Genomic DNA, 19,242 nt, shown 5'->3' on the forward strand with positions numbered 1-19,242 from the left:
ACATCACGGGAGCTGTAGTCAATGCAAACCCTGAAACGCAGCATGGCTGCGCTGGTCGCCCTGCTGGCCCTGAGCCTGTCGGTCACCGCGCGGGCTGAACTACCGGACTTCACTCCGCTGGTCGAGAAGGCCTCGCCGGCGGTGGTCAACATCAGTACCACCCAGAAACTTCCCGACCGCTCCAACGCGCAGATGGGCATTCCGGACCTCGACGGCCTGCCGCCGGGCCTGCGCGAATTCTTCGAGCGCAGCATTCCCCGCGGCCAGGGCGGTCAGGGTCAGGCGCCCCGTGGCCAGCAGCGCGAGGCCCAGTCGCTGGGTTCGGGCTTCATCATTTCCGATGATGGCTACATTCTCACCAACAACCACGTGGTGGCCGACGCCGACGAGATCCTCGTACGCCTGTCCGACCGCAGCGAGCACAAGGCCAAGCTGGTCGGTGCCGATCCGCGCAGCGACGTGGCCGTGCTGAAGATCGATGCCAAGGGCCTGCCGACGCTCAAACTGGGCGATTCCGACAAGCTGAAGGTCGGCGAGTGGGTGCTGGCCATCGGTTCGCCGTTCGGTTTCGACCACTCGGTGACTGCCGGTATCGTCAGCGCCAAGGGTCGCAGCCTGCCGAACGAGAACTATGTGCCGTTCATCCAGACCGACGTGGCGATCAACCCGGGCAACTCCGGTGGTCCGCTGCTGAACCTGCAGGGTGAAGTGGTGGGTATCAACTCGCAGATCTTCACCCGTTCCGGCGGCTTCATGGGCCTTTCCTTCGCGATCCCGATCGATGTGGCGCTGAACGTCGCCGATCAGCTCAAGGCCGGCGGCAAGGTCAACCGTGGCTGGCTGGGCGTGGTAATCCAGGAAGTGAACAAGGACCTGGCCGAATCCTTCGGTCTCGACAAGCCGGCCGGCGCGCTGGTCGCGCAGCTGGTGGAAGACGGCCCGGCGGCCAAGGGCGGCCTGCAGGTGGGTGACGTGATCCTGAGCCTGAACGGCCAGACCATCAATGAATCCGCCGACCTGCCGCACCTGGTGGGCAACATGAAGCCGGGCGACAAGGCCGCTCTGGAAGTCATTCGTGACAACAAGCGCCAGACCCTGAACATGACCATCGGCAGCCTGCCGGATGACGACGATGCAGTCGCCGCTGTCGAGGGCAAGGGCGCCGAGCGCAGCAGCAACCGCATGGGTGTGACCGTGGCGGAGCTGACCGCCGAGCAGCGCAAGTCCCTGGATATCAAGGGCGGTGTGGTCATCAAGGAAGTGCAGGGCGGTCCGGCGGCCATGATCGGCCTGCGTCCGGGCGACGTCATTACTCACCTGAACAATCGCTCGGTGGATTCCTCGAAAACCTTCAGCGAGATCGCCAAGGCGCTGCCGAAGGATCGTTCGATTTCCATGCGCGTGCTGCGTCAGGGGCGTGCGAGCTTCATCACGTTCAAACTGACCGAGTAAGGTCGGTGCACCAGAAAAGGGCGACTCCGGTCGCCCTTTTTCATGCCTGACCGTCCGGCGCGGCGTGACGCATCAGGCTGTAGTCAGGTAAACTCCCCCGCTATTTTTCGGCGGACCGCCGCCTTCAGCCTTCCGAGTGTGTTCGCCGTGAGTGACCTGAGTCATATCCGCAATTTCTCCATCATCGCCCACATCGACCATGGCAAGTCGACGCTGGCAGACCGCTTCATCCAGATGTGCGGCGGCCTGTCCGACCGCGAGATGGAGGCCCAGGTACTGGACTCCATGGACCTGGAGCGTGAGCGCGGCATCACCATCAAGGCGCACAGCGTCACCCTTCACTACAAGGCGAAGGACGGCAAGACCTACCAGCTGAACTTCATCGACACCCCCGGCCACGTCGACTTCACCTACGAAGTCAGCCGCTCGCTGGCCGCGTGCGAAGGCGCGCTGCTGGTAGTGGACGCCGGCCAGGGCGTGGAAGCGCAGTCGGTCGCCAACTGCTACACCGCCATCGAGCAGGGCCTGGAAGTGATGCCGGTCCTGAACAAGATGGACCTGCCGCAGGCCGATCCGGACCGCGTGAAGGACGAGATCGAAAGCATCATCGGCATCGACGCCACCGACGCCGTGGCCTGCTCGGCCAAGAGCGGCATGGGCGTGGAAGACGTGCTGGAGCGCCTGGTCACTGCCATTCCCGCTCCGGAAGGCGAGATCGACGCACCGCTGCAAGCGCTGATCATCGACTCCTGGTTTGACAATTACCTGGGCGTGGTCTCGCTGGTGCGTGTGAAGCACGGCCGCGTCAAGAAAGGCGACAAGATCCTGGTGAAGTCCACCGGCAAGGTCCACCAGGTGGACAGCGTCGGCGTCTTCACCCCGAAGCACACCGAGACTCCGGACCTCAAGGCCGGTGAAGTGGGCTTCATCATTGCGGGCATCAAGGACATCCTCGGCGCGCCGGTGGGCGATACCCTGACCCTGAACAACACTCCCGACGTGGACGTGCTGCCGGGCTTCAAGCGCATCAAGCCGCAGGTCTACGCCGGCCTGTTCCCGGTCAGCTCCGATGACTTCGAGGACTTCCGCGAAGCGCTGCAGAAGCTGACCCTGAACGACGCCGCGCTGCAGTACGAGCCGGAAAGCTCCGAGGCCCTGGGCTTCGGCTTCCGCATCGGCTTCCTCGGCATGCTGCACATGGAGATCATCCAGGAGCGCCTGGAGCGCGAATACGACCTGGACCTGATCACCACCGCACCGACCGTGATCTTCGAGATCGTGCAGAAGAACGGCGAGATCCTCTACGTCGACAACCCGTCCAAGCTGCCCGACCTCTCGTCCATCGATGAGATGCGCGAGCCGATCTGCCGCGCGACCATCCTTGTGCCTCAGGAGCACCTGGGCAACGTCATTACCCTGTGCATCGAGAAGCGCGGCGTCCAGCGCGACATGCACTTCCTCAGCGGCCAGGTCCAGGTGATCTACGATCTGCCGATGAACGAAGTGGTGCTGGACTTCTTCGACCGCCTGAAGTCCACCAGCCGAGGCTATGCTTCGCTGGACTACAGCTTCGACCGCTTCGAGCCGGCCAACCTGGTTCGCCTCGATGTGCTGATCAATGGTGAGAAGGTCGATGCCCTCGCCCTGATCGTCCACCGCGACAATGCCCCGTACAAGGGCCGTCAGCTGGTGGAGAAGATGAAGGAATTGATCCCGCGGCAGATGTTCGACGTCGCGATTCAGGCGGCCATCGGTGGGCAGATCATCGCCCGCTCGACGGTCAAGGCGCTCAGGAAGAACGTGCTGGCCAAGTGCTACGGTGGTGACGTGAGCCGTAAGCGCAAGCTGCTGGAGAAGCAGAAGGCCGGTAAGAAAAGGATGAAGCAGGTCGGTAGCGTGGAGATTCCGCAGGAAGCCTTCCTCGCTGTGCTCAAAGTGGACAGTTGAACCCTATGACCCTGAATTTCCCGCTGTTGCTGGTGATTGCCGTTGCGGTATGCGGCGTTCTCGCCCTGGTGGACCTGGTGCTGTTTGCACCGCGCCGCCGGGCGGCCATTTCCGCCTATGAAGGTTCGGTCGGTGAAGCTGACCCGGAAGTGCTGGAGAAACTGAACAAGGAGCCGGTGCTCGTCGAGTACGGCAAGTCGTTCTTCCCGGTGCTGTTCATCGTGCTGGTGCTGCGTTCGTTCCTGGTCGAGCCCTTCCAGATTCCGTCGGGTTCGATGAAGCCGACCCTGGAAGTGGGCGATTTCATCCTGGTGAACAAGTTCGCCTACGGCATCCGCCTGCCGGTGCTGGACACCAAGGTGATCCCGGTGGGTGATCCGCAGCGCGGCGATGTCATGGTGTTCCGCTATCCCAGTGATCCGAACATCAACTACATCAAGCGTGTGGTCGGTGTTCCTGGGGACACCATCCGCTACACCAGCGACAAGCGCCTGTTCATCAATGACCAGGCCGTGGCCGAGTCGCTGGTGGGCGAGGAGCCTGGCACCCTGGGCAGCGTGACCCTGTACCAGGAGAAGCTTGGCGCCGCGGAGCACATGATCCGTAAGGAAATGACCCGCTTCCGCATCGAGCCGGGCAAGCAGTGGAAGGTGCCGGCCGGTCATTACTTCATGATGGGCGACAACCGCGACAACTCCAACGACAGCCGCTACTGGAACGATCCGAAGATTCCGAAGGACCTGCTGGGCATGGTTCCGGACCGCAATATCGTCGGCAAGGCCTTCGCGGTCTGGATGAGCTGGCCGGATCCGAAAATGCGCAATCTGCCGAATTTCTCGCGAGTTGGTGTGATTCACTAAACTGGTGAGACGTTCCGGGCCTGCAGGGCTGGATCGGTGCTGGAAAAGGGCGGGGCTGCACGCGGGGAGCGAGGCGGCCCCGCTTCACTTGGACCCGCCGCGGTTGGTGGGCAAATAAGAAAGATACCGACATGAGGTCGATATGACGTACGCACGTTCGCAGAAGGGAATGTCGTTGCTGGGTTGGCTGGCCGTTCTTGCCGTCGTGGCGTTTCTCGCCAGCGCCGCGTTCAAGGTCATTCCGCATTACCTGGACTACTACGCCATCGAGAAGGCCATCACCTCGGTGGAAACCGACAAGGCCGCAGAAGTGCGTAGTGTTCCGGAGTTCTACTCCTATGTGGACAAGGCACTGATGCTCAACAACATTCGCGACCTCAAGCTGGATGACGCGCTGAACGTGGAGCTCGAGAACAACGAGTTCCGCGCCCACCTGAAATACGAAAAACGCGAGCCACTGGTCCAGAACATCGACCTGGTGGTCAAATTTGACAAAGAATTCCGTGTACGAATGCCGTGAGTAACAACAGTCTGGATCGACTCGAGCGCAAGCTTGGCTACACCTTCCGCGACCAGGACCTGATGGTCCTGGCGCTGACCCATCGCAGTTTCGCCGGACGCAATAACGAGCGCCTGGAGTTTCTCGGTGACGCCATCCTCAACTTCGTCATCGGCGAAGCCCTGTTCACCCACTTCCCCCAGGCCCGCGAAGGGCAGCTGTCACGCCTGCGCGCGCGACTGGTGAAGGGCGAGACCCTGGCCCTGCTGGCCCGCGGTTTCGAGATCGGGGATTACCTGCGACTGGGCTCGGGCGAGCTGAAGAGTGGCGGTTATCGCCGCGAGTCGATCCTGGCTGACGCCATGGAGGCGCTGATCGGCGCCATCTATCTGGACACCGGCATGGATTCCGCCCGCGAGCGGATCATGGACTGGCTCGGCCCGCAACTGCGCGAGCTGACCCCGGTAGATACCAACAAGGACCCCAAGACCCGCCTGCAGGAGTTTCTGCAGTCTCGCGGGTGCGAATTGCCGCGTTACGACGTGGTGGATATCCAGGGCGAACCGCATTGCCGCACTTTCTTCGTGGAGTGTGAGGTAGCCCTGCTGAACGACAAGACCCACGGTCACGGCGGCAGTCGCCGCATCGCCGAGCAGGTGGCCGCCGCCGCCGCGCTGGCGGCCCTGGGCGTGGAGAATGGCCATGAGTGAGCACGAGCAAGACCAGCACGACCCATCCGAGCACGATGAAGCAGGAGCCGTTCGTTGCGGTTACGTCGCCATCGTCGGCCGCCCCAACGTAGGCAAGTCGACCCTGCTCAACCACATCCTCGGGCAGAAGCTGGCGATCACCTCGCGCAAGCCGCAGACCACCCGCCACACCCTGCTGGGCATCAAGACCGAGGGTGACGTGCAGGCGGTGTATGTCGACACCCCTGGCCTGCACAAGGACAACGACAAGGCGCTGAACCGCTACATGAACCGTTCGGCCAGCGCCGCGCTGAAGGACGTCGACGTGGTGATCTTCGTCGTCGACCGCAACCGCTGGACCGACGAAGACCAGATGGTCTACGACAAGGTCAAGTACGTGAGCTGCCCGGTCCTGCTGGCGGTGAACAAGGTCGACCGCATGGAAGACAAGGGCGAGCTGCTGCCGCATCTGCAGTGGCTGGCCGAGCAACTGCCCAACGCCGAAGTCGTGCCGATTTCCGCCCAGCACGGGCAGAATCTCGATGTGCTCGAAGGCCTGGTGGCCGAGCGCCTGCCAGAGAATGACCACTTCTTCCCGGAAGACCAGATCACCGACCGCAGCAGCCGCTTCCTCGCCGCCGAACTGGTGCGCGAGAAGATCATGCGCCAGTTGGGCGCCGAGTTGCCGTACCAGGTTGCCGTGGAGATCGAAGAGTTCAAGCAGGACGGTCCGATCCTGCACATCCACGCGCTGATCCTCGTAGAGCGCGACGGCCAGAAAAAAATCATCATCGGCGACAAGGGCGATCGCATCAAAAGCATCGGCCAGAACGCCCGCAAGGACATGGAGGTGCTGTTCGACTCCAAGGTCATGCTCAACCTCTGGGTGAAAGTGAAAGGCGGCTGGTCCGACGACGAGCGCGCACTGCGTTCGCTGGGCTACGGCGACCTCTGACCTTCAGTGCCCCGCGGGTATTCGCGGGCCGCACCCTTCGGGCGCCTGAGCGCGTCTGCCTCCCGACTCCCACTCCAGGCGCAGCGCCATGAGCCTCGCTTCCACTGCCCAAGCTGCCTTCGTCCTGCACAGTCGCCCCTACAAGGAAACCAGCGCGCTGGTGGATTTCTTCACCCCGCAAGGGCGTCTGCGCGCCGTCCTGCGCGGTGCGCGGGGCAAGGCTGGAGCGCTGGCTCGACCGTTCGTACCGCTGGAAGCCGAATTCCGGGGGCGTAGCGATCTGAAGAACGTCGTGCGCCTGGAGCCCAACGGCATCCCCAACCTGCTCAGTGGCGAAGCGCTATTCAGCGGCCTGTACCTGAACGAGCTGCTGATCCGCCTGCTGCCGGCCGAAGACCCGCATCCCGCGCTGTTCGAGCACTACCACGCGACCCTGCCGCTGCTGGCTGCCGGCAGTCCGCTGGAGCCGTTGCTGCGCTCGTTCGAATGGCGGCTGCTGGACGACCTGGGCTATGGTTTTTCCCTGGACACCGATATCGTCGGTCAGGCCGTGGCGCCCGATGGTCTCTACCGCCTGCTGCCCGACGCGGGCTTCGAGCCGGTCGGCAGCCTGCAGCCGGGGCTGTTCCATGGCGCCGACCTGCTGGCCATGGCCGAAGCCGACTGGAGCGCCCCCGGCGCCCTGGCAGCGGCCAAGCGCCTGATGCGCCAGGCTCTCGCTCCCCATCTTGGCGGCCGACCGCTGGTCAGCCGCGAGCTCTTCATGAATCGCAAGGACAACTCCCGTGACTGAAGCCAACCGTATTCTGCTCGGCGTGAACATCGACCACGTCGCCACCCTGCGCCAGGCCCGCGGCACCCGTTATCCCGACCCGGTGAAAGCCGCGCTGGACGCCGAGGAAGCCGGCGCCGACGGCATCACCGTGCACCTGCGCGAAGATCGCCGGCACATCCAGGACCGCGACGTGCGTGTGCTCGCCGAAGTGCTGCAGACCCGCATGAACTTCGAGATGGGCGTCACCGAGGAGATGATGAAGTTCGCCGAGATCATCCGCCCGGCCCATGTCTGCCTGGTCCCGGAAACCCGCCAGGAACTGACCACCGAGGGTGGTCTGGACGTCGCCGGCCAGGAAGCGCGCATCCGCGAAGCGGTCCAGCGACTGGCTGCCGCAGGCTGCGAGGTGTCGCTGTTCATCGATCCGGACCAGCGCCAGATCGAGGCTTCGGCTCGGGTTGGCGCTCCCGCCGTCGAGCTGCACACCGGTCGTTACGCCGACGCCCACAACCCGGCCGAAGGCGCTCATGAGCTGGCACGCATCCGCGATGGCGTGGAGTTCGGTCTGTCCCATGGCCTGATCGTCAACGCCGGCCACGGCCTGCATTACCACAATGCCGAGCCGGTAGCGGCCATCGCCGGGATCAACGAGCTGAACATCGGCCACGCCATCGTCGCCCATGCGCTGTTCGTGGGCTTCAAGCAGGCGGTTGCCGAGATGAAGGCACTGATCGTGGCGGCGGCGAATCGCTGATCGCTACCTGATTGGAAACCGTAGGGCGGATAACCCGGAACGGCTAATCCGCCACCACGGCGGATAACGCCTCGGGTGTTATGCGCCCTACGTTGTAATTCGACCTGGGCAGCGCTCAGGGCTTGCGCGCCACCAGCGTGGCGCGCAGGGGCGCCGGCAGGCCCTCGAGAGTACGGCTGTGGTCGTCCGGATCGAGGAAGTCAGGCAGCGACTGGTAGCGCATCCACTCGGTGGGGCGCTGTTCTTCCACCGAGGTGCGGCTGATATCCACACTGCGCACGTCGGTGAACCCTGCGCGGCGCAGCCACAGCTCCAGCGCCGGCACCGAGGGCAGGAACCACACGTTGCGCATCTGCGCGTAGCGGTCCTCGGGCACCAGCACGGTGTTCACGTCGCCTTCCACCACCAGGGTTTCCAGCACCAGCTCGCCGCCACGGCGCAGGCAGTCCTTGAGCGCCAGCAGGTGGTCGATGGGGGAGCGGCGGTGGTAGAGCACGCCCATGGAGAACACAGTGTCGAAGCCTTCCAGGCTCGAAGGCAGGTCTTCCAGGGCGAAAGGCAGGTGCCAGGCCGGCAGGTCCGGCAGGTAGCGCTTCATGGCGAGGAACTGGCAGAAGAACAGCCAGTTCGGGTCCACGCCCACCACGCTTCGCGCACCGGCGCCGAGCATGCGCCACTGGTAATAGCCGTTGCCGCAGCCAACGTCGAGGACGCGCTTGCCCGCCAGGTCGATATGCGGCGAGACGCGCTCCCATTTCCAGTCCGAGCGCCATTCGGTGTCGATGTGCACGCCGAACAGGTTGAACGGCCCCTTGCGCCAGGGGATCAGCCCTTGCAACGCGAGCTTGAGCTGCGCGCGGGTCTCCTCGTCGCAGGCGCCTTCAAGGTTGAAGCGCTCGCGCAGCTCGATGGCAGCGGCTTGCAACGGCGGCAGGCGGTCCACCGCGGCCAGCCAGCGTTCGAGATCGCCGTGGCCATCGTCGACCTTGCTGGCCAGTTGCGCGGGCAGCGAGGCGACCCAGGATTCCAGTGGCGTGCCGGCCAGTTCAAGGCGCAGGCGGTCGAGGTCGAAGCGTTCGATCATGGCAGGGCAATCAGGGAAGCGAAGTTGAGGCACTGGAACCACGGCACGACCTTGGAGAAACCGGCGGCCAGCAGGCGCTCGCGGTGGGTATCCAGGGTGTCGGGGCGCATGACGTTCTCAATGGCGGTGCGCTTCTGGGCGATTTCCAGTTCGCTGTAGCCATTGGCGCGCTTGAAGTCGATGTGCAGGTCGGTGAGCAGCTCGTGCTCCTGCTCGTCGGCGAAACGCAGTTTTTCCGAGAGGATCAGCGCGCCGCCGGGCAGCAGGGCGCTGTGCAGGCGGGTGAGTAGTTCCAGGCGTTGTTCGGGGGCGATGAACTGCAGGGTGAAGTTCAGCGCGATCAGCGAGCAGGGCTTGAGGTCCAGCTTGAGGATGTCCGCCTCGATCAGTTCGACCGGCAGCAGTTCCTGGTGCATGGCGTCCTGGGCGCGCAGGTATTCGCCGCAGCGCTCGATCATCGGGGTGGAGTTGTCGACGCCGATGACGCGGCAGCCTTCGGTCTTCACGTGGCGGCGCAGCGCCTGGGTCACGGCGCCCAGCGAGCAGCCGAGGTCGTAGAGCACGCTGTGCGGGGCGGCGAAGCGCGCGCCGAGCACGCCGATGTTCTCGACGATGGTGGGGTAGCCCGGCACCGATCGCTTGATCATGTCCGGGAAGACGCGCACCACGTCCTCGTTGAAGGTGAAGTCGGGAACCTGGGTTTGCGGCTGGGCGAAGATGCGGTCGGATTCGCTCACGCTGGATGGGGCCTCGTTACGCTGAACAGGCAACAGGGCGCGGCGCGCCCGGTTTGCCGGGGCGCGCATTGTAGCCGAGGCGCGAGGTGCGCCCAACCGTTAGCGGACGAGGGTCACTTGAGCTGGTCGGAGAAGTATTCGCCGGCGCCCTGCAGCGGGCCGAGGGGGTTCTTCTTGTCTTCCATGCGGCGGATGTTCGGCTCGCCGTTGCTGGTCTTGTGCACCACCACGTCGTCGATCAGCACGAACACCGGGCGGAACGACCAGCCCTGCACCTGGCGGCGCTTGCGGAAGTTGAAGATGTCGGCCCAGAAGCTGCCCACGCGCTGGCTGTCGGTCTTGTTGAAGTCGAAGGCGTAGCCGACGCAGCGGTCCTTGGCCTGCAGGCAGGTCACCAGGCCGTCGGGCAGGTAGTCGATGGGGATGTTGGGCTGCACGAAGAGCAGGCGCACGTCGATGAACGAAAGCATCTTGGCGTTGCCCTGGGACAGCGGATCGAAGCCCAGCGCATAGAGCTGCGACTTGGTGGTCTTGCCAGGGTCGACCTGGTTGTAGCGGCTCTGTGCATCCTGGTAATCCAGGAATGGTGACTGCACTTCCGCGCGTTCGCTGGGCAACAGGCTGCCACAGGCCGAGAGTGTCAGGCAGGCTCCCAGCAACAACATCGAGCGAACTACTGCACGCATGGAGCTCCCCTTTTCCCAGTCTCTTATTGATTGATCTATAGCCGATGACAGAGGGCTCTGCCGGACTTTTCTCACGCCTTCGCAGGACTAGTCAACGGCGATGCCGTAACCCTGCATCAGGGGTTTCCACTGGTCGTTGCGGCGCAGTTCGCGCAGGCCCTCGTCGAGGTCGGCCAGTCGCTCCTGCACGCCCTCCAGGCGAGGGTTTAGCGCGACGTACATAGGACGTTTATCGGCGAGCTCGCCGGCCGCTTGAATGCGCTCGGAGAGGCCGTGGCGCTGCAGGTAGTGCTCGACGATCTGGCTGTCCTCGAGCAGCACCGTGATGCGTCCGAGCAGCAGCTTCTGGATGTTGCGTTCGAGCACCTTCTCGCCGCTGAGCACCTGCACCTGTTCATGGTTGGCCAGGTGCTCGTCGCGCCAGTCGTCCAGCTCCTTGCCATAGGAATAGCCCTGAGCCAGCCCGATGGACTGGCTGCTCAGCGAGGCTGGCCCCTTCCAGGTCCAGGGATTGTCCTGGCGCACATAGAAACGCATGGTCACCCAGCCGATGGGCTCCTGGCCGATCAGCAGTTCCGCGGACTCTTCGCTGTAGGCGCCGACCACGCCATCCACCAGCCCTTCGCGGGCCATCTGCAGGGCGCGAGGCCAGGGCAGCGGCTCGAAGCGGGGTGGTTGCGGCAGCACCCGGCCGAGGGCCTCGAGCAGGTAGCCGGGCTTGTCCGGATCGTCAGGGCAGAGGTAAGGGCACCAGTCGTCGCCGGCCAGGCGCAGGGGTTCGGCGCTGGCCAGCGCCGAACAGAGGAGCAGCAGCGGTGAAGCGATTCGCAGCATGTCAGGCCCGGGTAGTGGAGTGTCCTTCCGAGTATGGCAGAGCGATATGACGGGATGTGACGGACGCGGCAATACCGAACTGGCCGAGCCAGTAGGTGAGCATGATGGCGTAGGAGGAGCCGTCGAAAGCAGCGACGAAGCGGCTGATGCCGATCATCGAATCGGAGCTGACGAACAGCAGTGCGCCGAGGGCGGCAAACACCCGGCTGGCATTGGCAATGCTGGGTACGCCAAGGCGGGCAATGGCGCGCCAGAGCATGGCGCTGATGGTCAGGCTGTACAGCGCAATCGGCAGCAGCAGCGGACCCAGACCCCGGCTGTAGAGCAGGGCGAACAGGCCGCCACCCACGCCGCCTGCGACCAGCAGTCCGAGCGGGGCAAAGCGGCGGGTATCGCCCAGGTAAGCGACCAGGTAGGCGAGGTGTGCCAGCAGGAAGGCGGCGAGGCCGGGAACGAAGGCGTTGATCGGCCATTCCAGCAGGATGTCGCCGAGCATCGACAGCACCAGGCCGATGGCGACCCAGCGGCGATAGCCGTCGGCGGGGGTGGCGAGAATCCACAGCAGCATGGCCAGCACCGGCAGCGGCTTGCACAGCATGCGCAGGGTCGGCAGGTCGAAGGTGACGGCGAACAGGTAGGCGGCACCGCCGATCAGTGCCAAGAGTGCCCAGCGCATGGGGTTCCCTCCCGAGGAAATGAACGCCCACTGTGCCGCAGCGTGGTGCCCGGCCCACAGGCCGAAGGCGCCAGGGCGAGCGGCTTATGGCGCCGGGGCGTCCTGTCGAGTGCGCTTTACTTGACGCTGATCGGGCAGACGAAAGTCTGCGCCGGTGCCACTTCCGCCTCCCAGGGGCGGCGGTAGGCCAGTTCCAGCTTGTCCTCGCCGGCGGCGGTCACGCGGAAGCGCCAGGTGGATTCGCCGGCGCTGCCGACCAGGCCTGCGTCTTCCGGGTTGCTGTAGACCTCCGGGCCGAGGGCGCGCAGCAGGCCGTTGGCGGCGTTGCGCAGTTCCCAACGGAAACCGGTGGTGGGGTTGCTCGGCAGGATCAGCACCAGCTCCTGGCCGGTATGCAGCTTCAGCGGTTTGCAGTCGCTGGCGTCTTCCAGGGTGACCACGGGTTTGGTCTGCCCGGCGCAGCCGGCGAGCAGGGCCAGGGTGAGGGGCAGCAACGAGCGGTACGACGGCATGACGGCTCCTGGGAGGGGACAGGTTGGGCCGCAGGATACCGTAATCATGTGGGCAGGGGATGTTTCGCGGGGGCGTATGCGCGGGCGCGGATGTCGGGAACTCACCGATGGCAGTGAATTTCTGCGCGAGGATTGCATGGACCTTGCCTGCGACCAGAATTCCACAACCACGCCGAAATCACGACGGAGCACGAATGTAGGATGGCGTGGAGCGCAGCGATACCCATCGATTCCGCCGAAGCAACAGCATGGGTATCGCTAGCTCCAGCCATCCTACGTCTGTGCTTGCCGGATGCGGCGGCAGAGTGCGCCGCCACCAAGCGAGAGAGTTAAAAAAAGGGAGGGTAAACCTGGGGGAGGGAGTAGAGCCCGCTCCTCATAGGAGCGGGCCTCGGGACATCAGGCCGGGAACAGCACCTTCGCCACATCGCCGAAGCGCCTGGCGAAATGCACCGTCAGGCCTTCCTTCAGGTACTCCGGCAGTTCTTCGAAGTCGCCACGGTTGGGCTCGGGCAGGATCAGCTCGAAGATCTTCTGCCGGCGCGCCGCGATGACCTTCTCACGCACCCCGCCAATGGGCAGCACCTGGCCGGTGAGGGTCAGCTCGCCGGTCATCGCCACGCCTTTCTTCGGCGCCTGGTTGCGCGCCAGGGACAGCAGGGCGCTGGCCATGGTCACGCCGGCGCTGGGGCCGTCCTTGGGCGTGGCGCCCTCGGGAACGTGCAGGTGGACGAAGGCCTGGTCGAAGAAGGTCGATTCGCCACCGTACTTCTTCAGGTTCGAGCTGATGTAGCTGTAGGCGATCTCCGCCGACTCCTTCATTACGTCGCCCAGTTGCCCGGTGAGCTTGAAGCCGCGGTTCAGTGTGTGGATGCGCGTCGCCTCGATGGGCAGGGTCGCGCCGCCCATGCTGGTCCAGGCAAGGCCCGTGATGACGCCGGTGCCGGAGAGCACCTGCTCGGTGCGGAACACCGGCATGCCGAGGTATTCCTCGAGGTCCTTGGCGCCGATCTTCACCACCGAATCAGGGTCATCCAGCAGCTTCATCACCGACTTGCGTACCAGCTTGCCGAGGACTTTCTCCAGCTGGCGCACGCCGGCCTCGCGGGCGTAGCCCTCGATCACCGCGCGCAGGGCGGCGTCGTTGATCGACAGGCGGTTCTTCGGCACGCCGGCCTTTTCCAGCTGCTTGGGCCACAGGTGACGCTTGGCGATGGCCAGCTTCTCCTCGGCGATGTAGCCGGACAGGCGGATGACTTCCATGCGGTCCAGCAGCGGGCCGGGGATGGAATCCAGGGTGTTGGCGGTGCAGACGAACAGCACCTTGGACAGGTCCAGGCGTAGGTCCAGGTAGTGGTCGAGGAACTCCACGTTCTGCTCCGGATCCAGCGTCTCCAGCAGCGCCGAGGCAGGGTCACCCTGATAGCTGCTGCCGAGCTTGTCGATCTCGTCGAGCATGATCACCGGGTTCATCACCTCGACGTCCTTCAGCGCCTGCACCAGCTTGCCGGGCAGGGCGCCGATGTAGGTGCGGCGGTGGCCCTTGATCTCGGCCTCGTCACGCATGCCGCCGACGCTGAAACGATAGAACGGCCGCCCCAGGCTCTCGGCGATGGACTTGCCGATGCTGGTCTTGCCCACGCCGGGCGGGCCTACCAGCAGCACGATGGAGCCGGCGATCTCGCCCTTGAAGGTGCCCACCGCGAGGAACTCTAGGATGCGGTCCTTCACGTCTTCCAGGCCGGAGTGGTGCCGGTCGAGGACCTTGCGCGCGTGCTTGAGGTCGAGCTTGTCGACGCCCATCAGGCCCCACGGCACCGAGGTCGCCCAGTCGAGGTAATTGCGCGTGACGGCGTATTCCGGCGAGCCGGTCTCCAGGATCGACAGCTTGTTCAGCTCTTCATCGATGCGCTTCTTCGCCTGCTCGGGCAGGGTCTTGCCTTCCAGGCGCGCGCGGAATTCGTCGGAGTCGGCGCTCTTGTCGTCCTTGGTGATGCCCAGTTCCTGCTGGATGATCTTCAGCTGTTCCTGCAGGAAGAACTCGCGCTGGCGCTCGCCGATCTTGCGGTTGACCTCGGCGGACAGCTCCTTCTGCAGGCGCGCGACTTCCACTTCCTTGCGCAGCAGCGGCAGCACCTTTTCCATGCGCTTGAGCATCGGAACGGTGTCCAGCACGCCCTGCAGCTCGGCGCCGGGAGCGGTGGTCAGTGCGGCGGCAAAGTCGGTCAGCGGCGACGGATCGTTGGGGTTGAAGCGGTTGAGGTAGTTCTTCAGTTCTTCGCTGTACAGCGGGTTGAGCGGCAGCAGTTCCTTGATCGCGTTGATCAGGGCCATGCCGTAGGCCTTCACCTCGTCGCTTGGGTCGTTGGGGGTGTGCGGGTATTCCACTTCCACCAGGAAGGGCGGGCGGTGGCGCTTGATCCAGCCGCGGATGCGCACGCGCGACAGGCCCTGGGCGACGAACTGCAGCTTGCCGCCCTCGCGGCTGGCGTGGTGCACGCGCACCAGGGTGCCGTGCTCGGGCAGGCTGTCCGGGTCGAAGTGGCGCGGGTCTTCCGGCGGATTTTCCATGAAGAACAGCGCCAGGCTGTGGTGCTCGGTCTTGGCGACCAGTTCCAGCGTCTCGGCCCACGGCTCCTCGTTGACGATCACCGGCAGCACCTGCGCCGGGAAGAACGGGCGGTTGTGGATCGGAATGACGTAGACCGTGGTCGGCAGGTTCTGCCCCGGCAACACCAGCCCGGTGTTGCTGACCTCTTCGGCGCTGTGGATATCGTGAATCTCGTCGTGGTCGCTCATGAGGCACCTGACTGATTGAACATGACAGTCTAGATGGGGAAACCGGCTCGGGGTTTCAATCCCATTGCTTGGAAGGATGTGTCCGGAGATGTTGCGGCCGATTGTGTGTGAACGAAGCTTACGAGCGGATTAGCGGGAGCGGCCGCAGGAAATCGCTGGGCGGTCGGCCGAACTGGCGGCTGAACATGGCGCTGAAGGCGCTGGGCGTGCTGTAACCCACTTCCAGCGCCACGCTCAGCACGCTCTCGCCCTGGGCCAGGCGCTCCAGTGCGGCCAGCAGGCGTGCCTGTTGCCGCCATTGGCCGAAGGTCAGCCCGGTTTCGGCGAAGAACCAGCGTTGTACCGTCTTGCTGTCGACGCTCAGCCGGGCGGCCCAGTCGGTAAGGTTGGCTGTGTCGCCGGGTTGCGCCTGGATGGCCTGGCACAGCGCGCGCAGGCGCGGATGGGCGGGCAAGGGCAGGTGCAGCGGTAGCATGGGGTCTTCGCGCAGTTCATCGAGCATCAGGCCGAGCACGCGACCGTCGCGCGAATCCGGCGTGACTTCGCCACTGATCGACAGCGCCGCCAGGATCAACTCGCGCAGCAACGGCGAGACCGCCAGCACACAACAGTCCGGCGGCAGGTGCGGCGCGCTGCCCGGCTCCACATACAGGGTGCGCACCTGCACGTCGCCGACCATCCGCGTCCAGTGCTCCACGCCGCCGGGTATCCACAGGCCGCGGTTGTCCGGCACCACCCACTGGCCACTGGCGCTGCCCACCACCAGCACGCCTCGCACTGCGTAGAGCAGTTGCGCGCGGTGATGGCTGTGCGCAGGCACCTGATGCCCATCGGGGAAGTCCAGGGCGACGGCCGCCACCGGGCTGGCAGCCCGTTCGTCGCCGTGGTTTTCCAGCGGTTGGGCTGAAATGTCCTTTTTTCGCATGTGGATGCCTGTTTGTCGTTAGACGACCACTTTCCGCCATCGTTAGGCTGCTGAACAGTCCCCATCTGCATCGATGATTCCGCCATGACCGACATGTCCGTTATCGCCGAACAACTGGCCCGTATTGCCCGGTTGCTCGAACAATCCCTGCCCGTGCGCCCCGAGCTGAGGCTGCAGGAGGGCGCCATCGCCCACCTCTGGGAATACCGCCAGGGCCAGCCGCGCCTGACGCCGGTGATCGAGCCAGCGCTGATCGCCTTTGACGACCTGCGCAACGTCGACCGGCAGAAGGCGCTGATCGAGCAGAACACCCGTCAGTTCGTGTCCGGCCGCCCGGCGAACAACGTGCTGCTGACCGGCGCGCGCGGCACCGGCAAGAGTTCGCTGGTGAAGGCCTGCCTGCATGCCTTCCATGCCGAAGGGTTGCGTCTGATCGAGGTCGACAAGGAGCACCTGGCTGACCTGCCGCAGATCATCGACCTGCTGCGCCACCGCCAGGAGCGCTTCATCCTGTTCTGCGACGACCTGTCCTTCGAGGACGGCGAGACCGGCTACAAGGGCCTGAAGACCGTGCTCGACGGCTCGGTGGCGGGGCAGTCCGGCAATGTGCTGATCTACGCGACGTCCAACCGCCGCCACCTGCTGGCCGAGCGCGCCGAGGACAACCTGTCGTTCCAGCGCAGCGAGAGCGGCGAGCTGCATCCCGGCGAGGCGGTGGAAGAGAAGATTTCTCTCTCCGAGCGTTTCGGCCTGTGGATATCTTTCTACGCCTTCAGCCAGGAACAGTACCTGGAGGCGGTCGCCCGCTGGCTCGAGTCCCACGGCCTGGGCGGCGTGCGGCAGGAGGAGTGGGAGCAGGCCGCGATCCGCTGGGCCACCCATCGCGGGTCGCGGTCCGGTCGGATCGCCGCGCAGTTCGCCCGGGATTACGCCGGGCGTCAGCTCTAGGAGATCAGAAAGCCACTGCTTAGAAAGCCACTTTCACCCCCGCCTGGATGCCGCGCCCGCCGGCTGGCACGCTGTCGCGCAGGATGGAGCTGGCGTAGCGCACGGTCTGGTTGGTCAGGTTCTCGCCCTTGACGAAGGCCAGCCAGCGGCTGTCGCCCAGGTCGAAGCGGTAGCCGACGCTGGCGCCGAGGGTGGTGTAGCCGTCGGTGCGCAGCTCGTTCTCTGGTACTCGGTTCTGGTCGGCGGCGTATTCCACGCCAACCCGTGCCTGCCATTGCTGCAGTTCCCACAGTAGCGCGCTGTTCAGGCGCAGCGGGGCGATGCGTGGCAGGGCTTCGCCGGTGTCCTTGTTCTTGGCGCGGGTGTAGTCGCCGGAAAGCTCCAGGTCGAAGCGGCCGTAGGGGCTGTCCAGCAGGTGGATGCGGTCCTGCGCCTCGACGCCGTAGAAGTCAGCCTTCACGCCGCTGTAGAGGTACTCGGGCAGTGCCTCGTCGTCGCCGGCGTCCACCACCGCGCCTTCCTCGTCGCGGTAGCGCCCGCTGGCCAGCAGGCCGATGTAGTTGGAGAAGCGGCTGTAGAACACGCCGACGCTGCCCTTGTGGCGGCCGTTGTCGAAGCGCAGGGCGAGGTCGGTGGAAACGGCCTTTTCCTTGCTCGCGTCGGCGTCGCCCACTTCGAAGGTGCCGGTGGCGGCGTGGGCGCCGTTGGCGTACAGCTCGTAGAAGGTCGGTGCGCGTTCGGTGTAGGCCAGGGTGCCGGCCAGCGACCAGATCGGCGTCAGCTTGTAGACGGCACCGGTGGACAGGCTGCCGGCGGTGAAACTGCGCGAGCCTTCGTTCTCGGCGAAGCGCTCGTTGTCCTTGGCGTTGGGCTCGATGCGCGTGTGCTCGACGCGGCCCCCCAGGTTCAGCGCCAGGCGCTCGCTGGCCTGCCAGTTCTCCAGGAAGAACAGCGCAGCGCTGTCGGTCTCTGTGTGCGGCACGAAGGCTTCTTCGCCCAGCGCGGAGAAGCGGCTGTTGGTGACCTGCGCGCCGACCACGCCGTCCAGCGGGCCGATGGGCTTATGCCGTGCCTCGATGCGAGCCTCGTAGCCATCGTTCTTGAAAGTGGTGCCGGTCTCGCCGTCCTCGATCTCCTTGTGCTGGTACTCGGTATAGGCGGCGTCCAGCTTCACCGAGCTGAAAGGACCGTCGAGGTCGCGGATTTCCGAGGCGAAGGCGTAGCGGTCCTGCTGCATCTTCAGGCGCACGTCGTCCTCGGCGGGCGAGCCGTAGTTGCTGTCGTAGCCGCTGTAGGACAGGCCGGCATAGCCGTGATCCCAGTGGTAGCTGCCACCGATGGCGCCGCTGTCCTGGCGGCCGTCGCTGTTGTTCACGCGGTGCTTCGCGTCATCGCCATCGATCTGGCGTTGACGTGCCGAATGGGCGTAGCCGGGGATGCGCAGGTCATTGAACTCGCGGGAGCCGGCGTCCAGGTGCAGGGCGAAGTTGCCGTCGCCGGCTTCCAGCGCGCCGGCGGCGCTGCGGGTGGTGTCCGAACCGCCGTAGCGCAGCTCGCCCTGGCCGTGGATGCCGTCCACCGGTTCGCTGGGGATGCGGTTGTCGAAGCTGTTGACCACGCCGCCGATGGCATTGCCGCCGTAGAGCAGGGCGGCCGGGCCACGCACGACTTCGATGCGCTCGACCACGTTGGGGTCTTCCGGCACGGCGTGGTCGTAGGACAGCGAGGAGGCGTCCAGCGCACCCACGCCATTGCGCAGGATGCGGATGCGGTCGCCGTCCATGCCACGGATCACCGGGCGGCTGGCGCCAGGGCCGAACCAGGTGGAGGACACGCCCGGCGTGCCATTGAGAGTTTCACCGAGGCTGCCCTTCTGCCGCAGGGTCAGCTCGTCGCCCCGCAGGACGCTGCTGGGGGCGGCTGGGGAGGCATCACCCAACGGGTTGGCGGTGATCACCTGAGGCTCCAGTTCGGCGGGGGCGGCATCGGCCAGCGACGGTGCGCCGGCGCACAGGGCGAGGCCCAGCGGTGCTAGACGCCAGCGCGGAAGGGGAAGGGATGGGGGCATGACGAACTCCTGGTTTTTCTTCTGGCAAAGCGAACCCCTCCC

At 65.1% G+C, this 19,242-nt stretch carries 18 protein-coding genes; 9 read left to right on the forward strand and 9 right to left on the reverse strand.

The window, feature by feature from the left end; genetic code table 11:
• Positions 1 to 21 precede the first annotated feature (21 nt).
• From IB256_RS20650 to pdxJ, 8 genes are all read left to right on the forward strand, one after another.
• Complete coding sequence (locus IB256_RS20650; RefSeq protein WP_192403910.1) at positions 22 to 1,452, forward strand: DegQ family serine endoprotease; 1,431 nt, start codon at positions 22 to 24, stop codon at positions 1,450 to 1,452.
• 147 nt (positions 1,453 to 1,599) lie between these two features.
• Positions 1,600 to 3,399: a translation elongation factor 4 gene (gene lepA, locus IB256_RS20655; RefSeq protein ID WP_045210230.1), complete on the forward strand. Its 1,800-nt coding sequence runs from the start codon at positions 1,600 to 1,602 to the stop codon at positions 3,397 to 3,399.
• A gap of 5 nt (positions 3,400 to 3,404) precedes the next feature.
• Positions 3,405 to 4,259 (forward strand): signal peptidase I, encoded by an 855-nt coding sequence (lepB, locus tag IB256_RS20660; RefSeq protein ID WP_081517634.1) that lies wholly within the window; start codon positions 3,405 to 3,407, stop codon positions 4,257 to 4,259.
• A 142-nt stretch (positions 4,260 to 4,401) separates the two neighbouring features.
• Positions 4,402 to 4,779, forward strand: a complete 378-nt coding sequence (locus IB256_RS20665) for a DUF4845 domain-containing protein (protein ID WP_192403912.1) — start codon at positions 4,402 to 4,404, stop codon at positions 4,777 to 4,779.
• Positions 4,776 to 5,468, forward strand: a complete 693-nt coding sequence (gene rnc, locus IB256_RS20670; protein WP_017517395.1) for a ribonuclease III — start codon at positions 4,776 to 4,778, stop codon at positions 5,466 to 5,468. The genes IB256_RS20665 and rnc overlap by 4 nt, the downstream gene beginning before the upstream one ends.
• A complete protein-coding gene (gene era / locus IB256_RS20675) occupies positions 5,461 to 6,402 on the forward strand; it encodes a GTPase Era (protein WP_081517636.1) in 942 nt (313 codons plus the stop codon). The genes rnc and era overlap by 8 nt, the downstream gene beginning before the upstream one ends.
• Before the next feature lie 88 nt (positions 6,403 to 6,490).
• A complete protein-coding gene (gene recO, locus IB256_RS20680; protein ID WP_192289731.1) occupies positions 6,491 to 7,195 on the forward strand; it encodes a DNA repair protein RecO in 705 nt (234 codons plus the stop codon).
• On the forward strand, positions 7,188 to 7,931 hold the full coding sequence (gene pdxJ / locus IB256_RS20685; RefSeq protein ID WP_138212457.1) for a pyridoxine 5'-phosphate synthase: 744 nt from the start codon (positions 7,188 to 7,190) through the stop codon (positions 7,929 to 7,931). The genes recO and pdxJ overlap by 8 nt, the downstream gene beginning before the upstream one ends.
• A gap of 115 nt (positions 7,932 to 8,046) precedes the next feature.
• Here pdxJ and cmoB read toward each other — a convergent pair whose 3' ends face one another.
• The 8 genes from cmoB to IB256_RS20725 form a co-directional block, all read right to left on the reverse strand.
• Positions 8,047 to 9,015, reverse strand: coding sequence for a tRNA 5-methoxyuridine(34)/uridine 5-oxyacetic acid(34) synthase CmoB (gene cmoB / locus IB256_RS20690; protein ID WP_192289729.1), 969 nt, complete (start codon positions 9,013 to 9,015; stop codon positions 8,047 to 8,049).
• On the reverse strand, positions 9,012 to 9,752 hold the full coding sequence (gene cmoA, locus IB256_RS20695; protein WP_192289727.1) for a carboxy-S-adenosyl-L-methionine synthase CmoA: 741 nt from the start codon (positions 9,750 to 9,752) through the stop codon (positions 9,012 to 9,014). The genes cmoB and cmoA overlap by 4 nt, the downstream gene beginning before the upstream one ends.
• A 113-nt stretch (positions 9,753 to 9,865) precedes the next feature.
• Positions 9,866 to 10,438 carry a hypothetical protein gene (locus IB256_RS20700; protein WP_081517641.1) on the reverse strand — a complete coding sequence of 191 codons (573 nt, stop codon included), beginning with the start codon at positions 10,436 to 10,438 and terminating at the stop codon, positions 9,866 to 9,868.
• An 87-nt stretch (positions 10,439 to 10,525) separates the two neighbouring features.
• Positions 10,526 to 11,272, reverse strand: a complete 747-nt coding sequence (locus IB256_RS20705) for a substrate-binding periplasmic protein (protein WP_192403914.1) — start codon at positions 11,270 to 11,272, stop codon at positions 10,526 to 10,528.
• Between the two features lies 1 nt (position 11,273).
• Positions 11,274 to 11,948 (reverse strand): lysoplasmalogenase, encoded by a 675-nt coding sequence (locus IB256_RS20710; RefSeq protein WP_192403916.1) that lies wholly within the window; start codon positions 11,946 to 11,948, stop codon positions 11,274 to 11,276.
• Positions 11,949 to 12,064: 116 nt separating this feature from the next.
• Positions 12,065 to 12,460 (reverse strand): protease inhibitor I42 family protein, encoded by a 396-nt coding sequence (locus tag IB256_RS20715; protein WP_081517644.1) that lies wholly within the window; start codon positions 12,458 to 12,460, stop codon positions 12,065 to 12,067.
• Positions 12,461 to 12,859: 399 nt separating this feature from the next.
• The gene (lon, locus tag IB256_RS20720) at positions 12,860 to 15,259 is read right to left on the reverse strand and encodes an endopeptidase La (protein WP_192224808.1); all 2,400 of its coding nucleotides are present in this window, start codon (positions 15,257 to 15,259) and stop codon (positions 12,860 to 12,862) included.
• 118 nt (positions 15,260 to 15,377) lie between these two features.
• The gene (locus tag IB256_RS20725) at positions 15,378 to 16,184 is read right to left on the reverse strand and encodes an AraC family transcriptional regulator (RefSeq protein ID WP_192403918.1); all 807 of its coding nucleotides are present in this window, start codon (positions 16,182 to 16,184) and stop codon (positions 15,378 to 15,380) included.
• Positions 16,185 to 16,268: 84 nt separating this feature from the next.
• Between IB256_RS20725 and IB256_RS20730 the strand changes: the two genes are divergently transcribed.
• On the forward strand, positions 16,269 to 17,132 hold the full coding sequence (locus IB256_RS20730; protein ID WP_192289719.1) for an ATP-binding protein: 864 nt from the start codon (positions 16,269 to 16,271) through the stop codon (positions 17,130 to 17,132).
• Between the two features lie 19 nt (positions 17,133 to 17,151).
• Here the strand turns inward: IB256_RS20730 and IB256_RS20735 are convergent, their stop codons facing one another.
• Positions 17,152 to 19,200 (reverse strand): TonB-dependent receptor, encoded by a 2,049-nt coding sequence (locus IB256_RS20735; RefSeq protein WP_192403920.1) that lies wholly within the window; start codon positions 19,198 to 19,200, stop codon positions 17,152 to 17,154.
• Positions 19,201 to 19,242: the final 42 nt, after the last annotated feature.

The sequence above is a fragment of the Pseudomonas sp. PDM17 genome (genome assembly GCF_014851985.1).
Taxonomy (GTDB): Bacteria; Pseudomonadota; Gammaproteobacteria; order Pseudomonadales; family Pseudomonadaceae; genus Pseudomonas.